Origin of the sequence: Vibrio sp. R78045 (assembly GCF_042466085.1) — a bacterium.
Classification (GTDB): Bacteria; Pseudomonadota; Gammaproteobacteria; order Enterobacterales; family Vibrionaceae; genus Vibrio; species Vibrio cyclitrophicus.
Map to the genome: position 1 here is coordinate 1,208,420 of NZ_JAXHBS010000008.1, position 13,300 is coordinate 1,221,719.

Consider the following 13,300-nt stretch of genomic DNA (forward strand, 5'->3'; position numbering starts at 1 on the left):
CCAAACCCGAGTGAACCAAGACAAACTATCGCGACGATAGACAACCTGTTCTTTGTTCCGGACCAACACGCTAGTTCGGATGAAACTGGTGGGCGAGTTCGTTATGAGCTTGAAATTGAGAAAAATGGCTCCACGGATCACACCATCAACTCAAACTTCAGAATCGAGATTGAAGCGGTGGCTGATATAGCGACTTGGGATGATTCCAACAGCACTTATCATTATCAAGTGAACGAAGATGAAGACAACGTTACTTTGCAGCTGAACGCAGAGTCGCAAGATAACAGTAATACTGAGACGATTACCTATGAACTTGAAGCTGTTCAAGGTGATGGGAAGTTCGAGCTGCTTGATAAGAACGGCAATGTGCTTACGCTGACGACGGATGGTGTATATGAAATAGCGGCAGAAGACATTAACAGCACCGTAGTTAACCCGATCGATAACTTCTCTGGTCAGATTGAATTCAAAGCAATAGCGGTTACAAAGGAAACACTGAACCCTTATGAAGATACCGCCAATGGCGGAGCAAATGATAAAACTCAAGCTCGTTCTGTAGAGCAAAACATCATTATTGATGTCACTGCTGACGCCGACCCAGGAAAATTCAGTGTGAGTCGTATCAAGATCAACGAAGACAATATCGATGACCCTGATTACATTGGCCCTTTGGACAACAAAGACGCATTCACGTTAGACGAAGTCATTACCATGACAGGGTCGGTGGACACAGATGGCTCTGAAGAACTGTTTGTCCGTATCAGTAATATCACAGAAGGCGCAGTGCTTTACTTTGTAGGTACAACCACGGTAGTTCCTACCGTTAATGGTACCAATTATCAAGAAATCGCATATTCCGATTTGGCTAATGTTGAGGTTGTTCCAACTAAACACAGTAATGTAGATTTCACCTTTGATGTTACCGGTGTAGTCAAAGATACTGCAAACCTGTCAACCAACCCTCAACAAGTTGATGAAGAAATTCTGGGTACTAAGACGGTCAACGTCGAGGTTAAAGGTGTTGCAGATGTTCCGTATGGTGGGACGAATGGTACCGATTGGACCTCAATTACAGATGGTACTGCAAGCGGCGTTCAAACTACGATTCAAGAGAGTCAAAACGGCGACAGCTTTGCAGAGCTTGATTTCACGGTGTTGTCTGGTGAACGTAAACCTGATGATCTCGCGGATTCTCCTTTAACAGGAGATGGGTCTGAAGCAATCACTGTAATCCTTTCGGGTATCCCTGACGGGGTCATCCTCGAAGATGGCGATGGTACGGTGATTGACCTTAATTTTGTTGGTTATGAAACCGGATCGGGCGGTAGCCCTGACCTATCCAAACCTATCTACGAAGCGAATATTACTGATGCGGGCAAAACGTCGGGCATTCGTATCAGACCTGTTGACTCATCAACTGAGAATATCCACATCCAAGGCAAAATAGTTGTGACCGAAAATGATGGTCATACACTGACATTTGATCAAGAGATTAGAGTGTTGGTTGAGCCAGTAATTGACACATCAACGAATTACGTTAATGCGACCAATGGTAATGAAGATTCAGTAATCAATATCGATTGGCATCCTGATGGAGCCGATTATATTGATTCCGATGAGCATTTTACCTCTATCATAATCTCAGGTATTCCATCGGGGGTAACTGCTGTCGTAAATGGTGATGTTACTGTTGTTGATGATGGCGCTGGTACGTTAACGATTACACCAAAAGATAGTAATCAAACACCTGAACAATTTACCCAAATTGCATTAGCGAATAACTTTATTCAAATGACACCCCCATCTGACTCGAGCGTTGATTTTACATTGACAACGGAAGTTGAGGTCGAGGAGCGTGATAATGAGTATGTGGACTCTTCTGATTCTGGTGAGGGTATCGCTACAGCGACGGTTATGGGGACGATCAATGTTGTCGTTAGGCCTGTAGTTGAGACTGACAATGGCACTACCAATAAACTCATCGTCGATGATGTTGCAGGAATTGGTGGTTTGATAAGTGTTGTTGCCGATCTTCTTACAGGTGTAATTAAGTTTACGACCAACAGCGATAACCCATCCGCTACGGATGAGTTTGTCATCCGATACCAAGAAACGGATGCTTCATCTGCGATTGAAGAAGTAGACCAATTGGTTATTGAATTAACAAACGTGAACGATTCGGCGTTATCAGATGATGTGCTAAATCAGTTACTTGTTATTGGTGCTGCATATGAAGGCAATGGTCGCTGGGTTGTGACGAATGAGGACTTATTTAGCATCAGTGCACCGAACGGTCTTAGTTTCCCGCTAACTACTAGTACTCCTGGCTTGTTCAATGAAATAAAGATGAACATCTTTAGTACCGTAATTGATCGCGGTGATGGCGTTGAGACAGAATCATCACCAGCAGTTGAACGAGAAGGTGATGTAGTCCTATCTTTCCCTCAAGTACTTATTGGTGGGAATGAGGTTGCTGCAGATATTACGATGACACCAGATAGCGTTGTCGATGCTATAGAAGACACACAGTTAGACCTAGGAGCTGCGCTAAATAACTTGATCACTTTCTCTGGAGAAGATGCTTCAAAAGACCAAGTCACCATTATCATTGATGACTCAGTTACTATTAATCCAGGAGGCACCTTCCCAATTAGTTTGTCGGGAAGCAGTGAAGTCGATTTCGTTAATGGAAAGTATGTCTTTGAGACGACAGTCGACCAGAACGTTTTAACGGACTTTTCTGGGCTGTTACTGAATCTACCAGCGGACTACTCTGGTGACTTTAAGTTACCACTAACCATTGTGACCAAAGATCTCCTTTCAGGTGATGAAAACACCTTGGTGACCGATGTGGTAATCAAAGTCGCACCAGATGTTGAAGGCAATCCAGACATCGATGTTACGGTGGTTGGTTCGCTCGACGATTCGTTTAATCCTGTCGATACCGATGGCCAAGCTGGACAAGATCCAGTTGGCTACGAAGATACCTATATCCAGCTTGATTTCAGCTCAACTATTACTGACCAAGTAAGTGGGGTTGAAGGCGGTGACGAAAAATTCACATCTATTACGCTGACTTTAGATGACACGAGTGTCGGTGCGTTTTATACCAGCGCGGGTGTATCTCTTGGCACAGCGTTGACCTTCGATGAATCGGAGATCAACGCGGGTGCTCTAGATAACGTCTTGTTCAGAGCTGCACCAAACTACCCGACGGGTAATGACGTTAATCAGATTCAAGTGAATGTCAGCGGGACAATTACCGACACGGCTACCTACAATGAGACAGCTTCTCCTGTTGGTAGCGCGACTGACACGGATACTTTCTCTACGACTGTAAACTTTGAAGTGGTTCCTGTCGTGGATGATGTTCTTGTTACAGGGCCGGGCAGTGACCCAGATGTTATCGAGATTACAGGTAACGAAGACCAGCTTATTTCCTTGTCAGGTACGGGGCCAGTATCGATCGCATTGACTGACCTTGATGGTTCAGAGCAGTTCGTTTCAATTAAGTTTACGGGTGTACCAGATGGCTTCTTAATGAGTGCAGACGCTGCCTCAACTTACACAGTGAAGAACAACGGTGGTGGTGAATGGAGCGTTCAACTGCCTCAAGCATCAGGACTGTCATTCGACCTCAGTGAGTTGTCAATTTTACCACCGAAAAATTTCAGTGGTACGGCCGAGTTTGGTGTGGAGGTCTTCACTCAAGAATCTTTGTTGGGTGTGCCTACTGCTGCAGAAAATTTGCCAAGCTTCAAGCTGCATGTGGTACCAGTTGGTGATGATGTTGATACCAACCCAACCGATTCTGTCACCGGGAATGAAGGCCAAAACATTGATATCGAAATCAATGCGACTATTTTGGACAAAGAATTGTCGGCTACAGGAAGCGGAACGTTTACTGAAAATGCACCTGAAACACTTCGAGTTGAAGTGGCGGGAGTGCCTCAAGATGCTTCTATTTTCTATCCAGACGGCACGACATTGGCTAGCTACGATCCGGTGACACAACTTTGGACATTGGATGTATCGGCGCAGTCGCTCGATAAGATCGTATTTAATTCGGGTGAACATAATAGCGATGCAGGCAATGCGCTTGGCATCAATGGACCATTGCAAATTACGGTTCGTTCTGTAGATACAGACGCTGACAACACCGAATACTTAGGCACGCCAACCAGCTTTGATGTTGATTTAGTGATTGATCCTATCAACGATCAACCGACGTTTGTGAATGTGACCAACATTGAAACCCCGGAAGATACTTCAATTGCCTTGAGTGATATATCTGGCTTCAAGATTGCCGACTCTGATGCGGTTTATGACGATCCAACTGCGATTTACACGTTAACGCTATCTGTAGACCAAGGTACATTGAACTTTGGAGGTTTTACTGGGGTAACATCAGTTCCAGTTTCGGGAAGTGCAATCACTCTTGAGGGGACATTAGGTGATATCAACAGTGCTTTAAACTCTGGAAGTGTTCAATTTGAGTTAGGTGCTGATGAAAACTACCTAAACCAAAATGGTGTCGCAACAGTGACGGCAACGGTTGATGATGGTGGCAACAATGGTCTGATTGACGCGGGTGACCCGAATACTGCTCAAACCAATCAAACCACGTTTACCATTAAGGTGACGGAAGTGAATGACGCTCCTGTTGCGACTGATGTTGATTTGGGTTCGATTATGGAAGACGGCCAAATCGTGATTGTTGAAAGTGACTTGATTGCAGCCAGTTCTGATCTAGAAAACCATAATCTCACGGTAACCGGTGTGACTCTGACTCAAGGGCAAGGTCAGCTAACACGCTTTGAAAATGCTGGTGGTGCTGATGACGCAGCGATTACGGGACCGTACTGGATATTCATTGCAGCCAATGATTTCAATGGCGATGTGAAGTTCAAATACGACATCATTGATGATGGCACAACCAACGGTGCGGATGATTTCTTAACTGATAATGCTGAAATTAGCCTTGTGGTTACTGAAGTTAATGATCAGCCGGTGGCATCGGATATTGATTTGGGCACCATGCTTGAAGAAGATCAGTTGATCATTAAAGAGCAAGACTTGATTTCCTCAACTACTGATCCGGAAAACGACACGATTACTGTGAACAGTTTGGTGCTCGATCAAGGTCAGGGCCAATTACAACGCTTTGAGAACGTCGGTGGTGCTGATGATGCTACGATCACTGGCCCATACTGGGTATTTACCGCAGCCAACGAATACAACGGTGATGTTAAGTTCACTTATACCGTTGAGGACGATGGTACAACCAACGGCGCTGATGATTTCTTAACAGATACAGGCGAAATCAGCGTAGTGGTAACAGCAGTGAATGATCAGCCGGTGGCAACGGATATCGACTTAGGAAACATTCTTGAAGAAGGTAAGTTGATCATCAAAGAGGAAGACTTAATTGCTGCGACGAGTGATCCGGAAAATGACACGATTACCGTGACTAATCTGGTAATCGATGAAGGCCAAGGTCAGTTACAGCGCTTTGAAAACGTGGGTGGTGCTGATGACGCTACGATCACTGGCCCATACTGGGTATTTGCTGCGGCTGATGAATACAACGGTAACGTTAAGTTCACTTATACCGTCGAAGATGATGGTACAACCAACGGCGTCAATGACTTCCTTATGGATACTGCGGAGATCACCGCGATTGTCGATGGAGTGAACGATACACCTGTTGTTAATGGTGACAGCGTCACTACGGTTGTTGACGAGGATGCTGGTCAGTTATTGAGTGGTATCAATGTCAGTGACCCTGATTATGTTGATACATTTTCTGATGATCTCATGACCGTCACGCTGGCTGTGGATTACGGTACACTGAATGTATCATTACCAGCTATGACAACAGTGGTGGTAAATGGCAACAACACAGGTTCGGTTATCTTAGTCGGTACTCTAAGCGATTTGAATGCGTTGATTGATACGCCAACCAGTCCAAATGGTGTTTATCTCGATGCGAGCCTTTCACCAATCAATATTATTGGCTTGGAGGTTACCGCTAAAGACAGTGGAAACCCTTCGGGTATCGCAATAGAAACTGTACCTGTGGTTTACAACATTGCTGTTACGCCAGTTGCGAATACGCCTACTTTATCAATTGATACTGCCTCTAACTACGTGAGAAACATTACCGCGAGTCAGTCAGTCAGTGCGAGTGGTATTCCTTTGGTTGGTATTATTGCAGCCTTAACTGACATTACGGAAGAGTTAACGTTGCATATCAGCGACGTACCTGCTGGTGCTCAAATCACCAGTGATGTAGGTATAGTGACTCTTGAGAATGGTGTTTGGGTAGCAACGGCTGATGCGATTGATAGTTTGAAAGTTGTAGGACTCTCTGAAACTCCGGGTGGTTATACACTTAAAGTTGAAGCTGTTTCTGAAGAGACAGACAATAATGACACTGCCACTTCGGCTTCAATAGACCTTAACTTGAACATTGTCTCTGACGCGATTGATATTAACTTGGCTGCGGAAACGGATGATGTGCAACTATTGGCTGGCGCTAACAATACCGACCTGACTGCCGGTTCTGGAAATGACAGACTGGAAGGTGGAACGGGAGATGATACGCTTGTTGGCGGCGAGGGCAACGATACCCTTCTTGGTGGTGATGGCAACGATACGCTTATTGGCGGCGGCGGTTCAGATATTTTAACCGGCGGTGACGGTATGGACTCGTTTGTATGGCTTAACATTGAAGACGGTGTTGAAGATACCATTACCGATTTCAGCCTATCTGAAGGAGACCAGATTGACCTGCGTGAAGTGTTACCTGAACTTAAGAACACATCTCCAGACATGACAGCGTTATTGCAACAGATAGACGCGAAAGTCGATGGGGATGATATTGAGCTTACGATCAATCCGGATGGTCTAGGTACTACGGAACAAGTGATTGTGGTTGAAGACCTTGCACCTCAGTTGACGCTAAGCAGCACCATGCCGTCAGATATTCTGGATGCGTTAGTTCAGCAGAATGTTATTACTCACGGTTAAAGCTAATTAGGTGAGCGACAGCTAGTTGAGAGATCTCTAGATGGTAAATAGCTAGTTATAGATACTAATAGGTAAACGATAACTATTAGAGGCGAACCATAAAACCAAACGAAATAGGCCAGCAATGCTAATGTTGGCCTATTTTTTTGCTCTGTATAAACTACAACAAGATTATTTTAGCGAGTTGTGGATCAGGAACTCTTCTTCAACGCCTTTCAATTTCATTTCATCCATAATGAAGTTCACCGTGTTCAACAAACGTTGTTCACCTTTTGGTATCAGGTAACCGAATTGGCTGTTGGTAAACGGTGTCTCACAACGAGCAGCTTCAAGGCGCTCATCAGTCACTTGATAGAACAGTCCTTCAGGAGTTTCTGTGACCATCACATCAACTTTACCTTCCGCAACGGCTTGCGGAACGTCTAGGTTGTTCTCATAACGTGTAAAGCTCGCGTCTTGCAAGTTAGCATCCGCAAAAATCTCGTTAGTCCCGCCGATATTGACGCCAACACGCACTGAAGAAAGGTTCACTTTTTCTATACTGTTGTATTGTTCTGCTTTGCCTTTCGCGACTAAGAAGCACTTACCAAAGGTCATGTAGCCTTGAGTTTGTTCTGCGTTTAACTGACGCTGCATTTTGCGCGTAATACCGCCCATCGCAATGTCGTATTTATCGCTGTCGAGGTCGGTTAGCAGATCTTTCCATGTGGTACGAACAATCTGTAATTCGACGCCTAGCTGCTCTGCAACATGCTTAGCCACGTCAATGTCATAACCAGAGTAGGTTTTGCCGTCGAAGTAAGAAAAAGGTTTGTAGTCGCCTGTGGTGCCGACGCGAAGTGTGCCTGATTTTTGAATGTCTTCTAACTGGTCAGCTTGCGCTGCGCCGGAAAGTGCCAGAGCAATGGAAGCAAGTAATAGTGATGTTTTTGTCATTGTAATTATCTGTTGTGTTTGTGTTGTTATTCAAAGTAACAGAAACAATCCGAGAAAGAGATCAAACCATTGGAAAGTATCAAAAAAGTGAGACTACAAAAAATAGAGTTAAGAGAACTCTATTTGTACGAGGGAGTTAACGGGTGTAATAGAAAGGTTTAAAAGGGAGATAATACACATTAAAGTGCTATTCAGAGTTAAAAGTATCAGCAAGTTTGAGTGGTAAACAAATAGCCCATGTTATCGAATAACATGGGCTTCATTATGGGTTTAACTTGTTAGTTGCCTATTTAGCTACTTAGCAACTGATTCGTTGTTCATCTTAGCCGGAGCTTTAGATGCGTTAACCAGGAGGATACCAACGGTTAGTACCATTGAACCACATAGCAGGAACAACAAGCGTCCTGTTGGTTCGTTTGGAATCAGAGCCATTGCTAGGATACCGAAACCTGCTGTGCTGATAAGCTTACCAAGCATTGAACGCTGTTTAGTATCTAGGTTTTGTTGCTCTTCACCTTCCGCGACTAGCGGCGTGTTCCAGTTAGTGAATAATTGGTCAACTTCTTTCTCACGCTCTGGCGATAGGCCTTTGTAGAAGCGAGAAGTCATGATGAAGTAACCACCAGTGAACACGACGTGAGCTGCTAAGCTTAGACCAACTTTCAAGTCGCTCCATTCACGGCCAGTAAGCGCTGTTTCTAGACCAAATAGGTTTTCGATGTCTTCTGCTTGAAGCGAGATACCGAAGATGTAAGAAACGAAGCCACCAACCACTAGGGTAGACCAACCAGCCCAGTCAGGCGTCTTACGAATCCACATACCTAGTAGTACAGGGATAAGCATTGGGAAGCCAATTAATGCACCTACGTTCATTACGATATCGAACAAGCTCAAGTGACGTAGAGAGTTAATGAACAAGCCAATCGCGATGATGATAATACCCATCATGATAGTGGTTAGCTTACTTACGATAACCAGCTCTTTCTGAGTCGCGTTCTGACGAAGAATCGGGCTGTAGAAATTCATTACAAAGATACCTGCATTACGGTTCAGACCTGAATCCATAGAAGACATCGTTGCAGCGAACATTGCTGACATAAGAAGACCAACCATACCTGCTGGCATTACGTTCTGTACGAATGCTAGGTAAGCCGCATCACCTGCTTTATCACCCATTGAAGCGTACTCTAATGCGAAATCAGGCATGAACGCACTTACGTACCAAGGTGGTAGGAACCAGATTAGTGGACCGACAACCATAAGGATACATGCTAGGCCTGCCGCTTTACGTGCGTTTTCACTGTCTTTTGCACATAGGTAACGGTAAGCGTTGATGCTGTTGTTCATTACACCGAACTGCTTCACGAAAATGAACACGACCCAAAGGATGAAGATGCTCATGTAGTTTAGGTTGTTACCCAACATGAAGTCGCCGTCGAAATTAGCAACGATGTTAGTTAGGCCGCCACCGTGGAAGTAAGCTGCAACCGCACAAGTAATCGTAACCGCCATGATAACCAGCATTTGCATGAAGTCAGAAGCAACAACCGCCCAAGAGCCGCCCGTTACTGCCATCAATACTAGAACCATACCCGTTACCACAATGGTTGCTTCCATTGGGATGTTGAATACTGCTGCTACAAAGATAGCTAGACCGTTTAGCCAAATACCTGCAGAGATAAGGCTGTCAGGCATGCCTGCCCATGTGAAGAACTGTTCAGACGTTTTACCAAAGCGCTGACGGATAGCTTCAATCGCCGTTACCACACGAAGTTGGCGGAACTTTGGAGCGAAGTACATATAGTTCATGAAGTAGCCAAATGCATTGGCTAAGAATAGGATTACAATAACGAAACCGTCATTGAATGCGCGTCCTGCGGCACCTGTAAACGTCCATGCTGAAAATTGTGTCATGAAGGCAGTTGCACCAACCATCCACCACAACATTTTGCCGCCACCTCTGAAGTAATCACTAGTAGAGGTGGTGAACTTACGGAACATCCAACCAATAGCGATCAAAAAGAAGAAGTAGGCGAGAACAACAAAAGTATCAATAGTCATCTTTTCAGCCTTTTAAATATCATAATTAACTGCGCTTAGATTAACGCTTTCAAAGGTTTATTTGTACTACAATATGCCTTTAGTATGATCTAGGTCGCATTGATTTTTTAGCTTTCACACTGTTTTTAGTTAAGTTGTTGTTTTTGTTTAACTTAAATGTCTGTTTAATTTATTTCAGATCGTAAATAAAATACGTTCTAATTGTTTATATGTATTACAATATAAAAGGTTCATCTATAGATTGGGCGATCTATAAGATTTTAATTATAACCGTAACAAATGTGCTACAAATAGGTGTGATTGTGCGATGGAATTCACGTTAAATCTAAACGCTAATTTGATAAGAAGGATTTGAAAAAATTAAGTGTAGCTTATTGGTTTTTATGCTGCTATTCATTGTTAGCTTTGGTTTCTTTGTATGTAGAGCTGCTTATTATCGAGAGAAGTTATTGCCCTCGACATTTAATTTAGCTTTTTGTTTATTCTTATATGAAGCACAACGGCGGGTTGAAGAGGTCTAAGGCGGTCAGCGTAGATGTTGAGCAAGTAGTTCTAAGTGCAAAATATGAATTGACGGTAGTTAGTGGGCACTTACCGTGATTTAAGTCATAGACGATTGTTCGAGAAGCATTAATTTTAAGCTCTGAGTGGTAATTTAAGCGCCAACAGAGAATACAAGAACTGAATGTGAGTTGAATTACGTACAATCGGCGTGTGACACGTTGAGCGGGCTTCGACGGTGATATCGTTTATGGGGAGAAAGAAGCTTTATCTAAAGTCAGGTAGTTTGTGTTTACCCAGTTGTTTGTGTACCTAACAACTAACCATGTATCAGGTGCCGTATTTGGTGTTGAGTTACTGAGCCAACTAGCCACTTAGTCAGTTTGATTCGAGACCGTAGTTTACTTCAGGGTAGGGACTGATATTGAGAATACTGGTTTACAAAGCATTTACTGCCAAAGAGCAGTTCGCATTATATATCAGTTAGTTATAAGCAAAAAAAAGCCCCACCGAAGTGAGGCCTTATCACCAAATCTAAAATAGATTAAGCGTTAACGTGAGCAACTGCATCGCGAACAAGCTTGCCTAGTTCGTCCCACTTACCTTCGTCGATAAGGTTAGTTGGAACCATCCAAGTACCACCGCACGCAAGTACAGAAGGGATAGATAGATATTCATCTACATTCTTCAAGCTTACACCGCCAGTAGGCATAAATTTAACAGGGTAAACCGCTGTTAGTGCTTTAAGCATACCAGTACCGCCAGACGGCTCAGCAGGGAAGAACTTCAATGTGCGAAGGCCCATTTCCATTGCTTGTTCAACTAGGCTTGGGTTGTTAACACCCGGTACAATAGCTACGCCTTTATCGATACAGTATTGAACAGTACGTGGGTTAAAACCTGGGCTTACGATGAAATCAACACCGGCTTCGATAGACGCATCAACTTGCTCGTTAGTCAGCACTGTGCCTGAACCGATTAGCATGTCAGGGAACTCTTTACGCATGATGCGAATCGCTTCGATTGCACATTCTGTACGTAGTGTGATTTCTGCACATGGCATGCCGTTTTCAACAAGAGCTTTACCTAGAGGGATAGCGTCTTCAGCACGGTTGATAGCGATTACAGGAATTACTTTTAGGTTTGCTAGTTGTTCATTTAATGTAGTCATGAATTCTTTCTCACGTTAATTATGGGCTTGCTTTTAACTAAGCAAGCCCTTGATTAATATATAAAGTGCGTAATTATAAAGACAGATCAGGCGTCGCATCTACAGGAATGATAGCACCTGGATGCTGAATCACGGTTCCTGCCACAATATGACCGGCAAATGCGGCATCACGAGCATTACCACCGCTCAAACGCTTAGCTAAGAAGCCAGCACTGAACGAGTCGCCAGCGGCCGTAGTGTCTACGATGTTGTCAACTGGGTTTGGAGCTACGTATTGAGCACTTTGGCTTTCAACGACTAAGCAGTCTTTTGCGCCACGTTTGATAACGATCTCTTTCACACCAGACTCAGACGTACGAGCAATACATTGTTCAATGCTTTCGTCGCCGTACAACTCTTGCTCATCATCAAACGTCAGTAGGGCCGTGTCAGTGTACTTGAGCATTTTCAAGTACCAAGAAATCGCTTCTTGTTGGCTTTCCCAAAGTTTAGGACGGTAGTTATTGTCGAAGAATACTTGGCCGCCTTGAGCTTTAAATTTGTCTAAGAAGTTAAACAGCTGTGTACGGCCATTTTCTGTCAAGATAGCAAGTGTAATACCGCTTAGGTAAACCGCATCAAAAGAGAATAGCTTATCAAGTAGAGCAGGCGTGTCTTGCTGATCAAACATGAACTTCGCTGCAGCATCACTACGCCAGTAGTGGAAGCTACGCTCACCAGTTTCATCGGTCTCGATGTAATAAAGCCCTGGTTGTTTGTGATCGAGCTGAGCCACTAAGCTTGTGTCGATACCTTCAGCTTGCCACTTTTCTAGCATGTCAGTACTGAATGGGTCGGTGCCTAGTGCGGTTACATAGCTTGTTTGGATACCATGCTCTTTTGTTAAGCGTGACAGGTAAAGTGCCGTATTTAGTGTATCGCCACCAAAACTTTGCTTAAGCCCATCTTGTTTCTTTTGTAGCTCAACCATGCACTCGCCAATGACCGCGATGTTTAATGATTTCATATGCTTACCTTAGCAACTGAGGTTGCGCTATTCATTATTTTAGGAAGTCTTCACGCGCAGGGTTGAAGATATCTAGAAGGATGCTGTCTTGCTCTAGTGCAACCGCACCGTGCATCATGTGTTTACGAGCGAAGTAAGCGTCGCCTTCTTTAAGTACTCTCTTCTCGCCTTCAATCTCAGCTTCAAAGCTGCCGCGAACAACATAACCGATCTGGTCATGAATTTCGTGTGTGTGAGGATGGCCAATCGCACCCTTATCAAAACAAAGGTGTACAGCCATTAGATCGTCGGTGTAAGCAACGATTTTACGCTTAATACCGCCACCAAGTTCTTCCCACGGATTTTCATCTAGCATAAAGAAAGAGTTCATTGTGTATCTCCTAATCTGTTTAAATCTTTTAAGTGTTACTTAGCTTGCATTCATAATAAGGGAATGAGTCTAATTGTAATACAATATATCTAAAATTGTGTGATATTGATCAAGTGATACTTTATATTGCGTAAATAAATCAATAACTTAACAAATGCTCTAAATTTATCATTAGTTAACTACATCAATGACTTATGATGATTTATGTGATTCTACTCATCAT

At 43.7% G+C, this 13,300-nt stretch carries 6 protein-coding genes (1 of these 6 only partly in view); 1 reads left to right on the forward strand and 5 read right to left on the reverse strand.

Annotated features, from left to right (window positions below; genetic code table 11):
• Nucleotides 1-7,032 carry the 3' end of a retention module-containing protein gene (locus tag SJY39_RS07800; RefSeq protein WP_390241648.1) on the forward strand. 20,691 nt of this gene lie to the left of the window's left edge, so only the last 7,032 of its 27,723 coding nucleotides appear in the window; its start codon lies off the left edge, out of view; the stop codon is at nt 7,030-7,032.
• Between the two features lie 171 nt (nt 7,033-7,203).
• Here the strand turns inward: SJY39_RS07800 and SJY39_RS07805 are convergent, their stop codons facing one another.
• From SJY39_RS07805 to SJY39_RS07825, 5 genes are all read right to left on the reverse strand, one after another.
• On the reverse strand, nt 7,204-7,968 hold the full coding sequence (locus tag SJY39_RS07805) for a transporter substrate-binding domain-containing protein (RefSeq protein WP_010438317.1): 765 nt from the start codon (nt 7,966-7,968) through the stop codon (nt 7,204-7,206).
• A gap of 294 nt (nt 7,969-8,262) precedes the next feature.
• A complete protein-coding gene (locus SJY39_RS07810; RefSeq protein ID WP_010438320.1) occupies nt 8,263-10,029 on the reverse strand; it encodes a transporter in 1,767 nt (588 codons plus the stop codon).
• Nucleotides 10,030-11,074: 1,045 nt separating this feature from the next.
• Entirely contained in the window at nt 11,075-11,701 is a 627-nt protein-coding gene (locus SJY39_RS07815) for a bifunctional 4-hydroxy-2-oxoglutarate aldolase/2-dehydro-3-deoxy-phosphogluconate aldolase (protein WP_010438323.1), read from the reverse strand.
• A 73-nt stretch (nt 11,702-11,774) separates the two neighbouring features.
• Nucleotides 11,775-12,707: a sugar kinase gene (locus tag SJY39_RS07820; RefSeq protein ID WP_010438326.1), complete on the reverse strand. Its 933-nt coding sequence runs from the start codon at nt 12,705-12,707 to the stop codon at nt 11,775-11,777.
• Between the two features lie 34 nt (nt 12,708-12,741).
• Complete coding sequence (locus SJY39_RS07825) at nt 12,742-13,077, reverse strand: cupin domain-containing protein (RefSeq protein WP_010438329.1); 336 nt, start codon at nt 13,075-13,077, stop codon at nt 12,742-12,744.
• Nucleotides 13,078-13,300: the final 223 nt, after the last annotated feature.

What these genes read in the sequence shown, in the direction of transcription:
- SJY39_RS07805 (WP_010438317.1), bottom strand. Translation starts at nt 7,968, where the DNA reads ATGACAAAAACATCACTATTACTTGCTTCCATTGCTCTGGCACTTTCC.
- SJY39_RS07815 (WP_010438323.1), bottom strand. Translation starts at nt 11,701, where the DNA reads ATGACTACATTAAATGAACAACTAGCAAACCTAAAAGTAATTCCTGTA.
- SJY39_RS07820 (WP_010438326.1), bottom strand. Translation starts at nt 12,707, where the DNA reads ATGAAATCATTAAACATCGCGGTCATTGGCGAGTGCATGGTTGAGCTA.
- SJY39_RS07810 (WP_010438320.1), bottom strand. Translation starts at nt 10,029, where the DNA reads ATGACTATTGATACTTTTGTTGTTCTCGCCTACTTCTTCTTTTTGATC.
- SJY39_RS07825 (WP_010438329.1), bottom strand. Translation starts at nt 13,077, where the DNA reads ATGAACTCTTTCTTTATGCTAGATGAAAATCCGTGGGAAGAACTTGGT.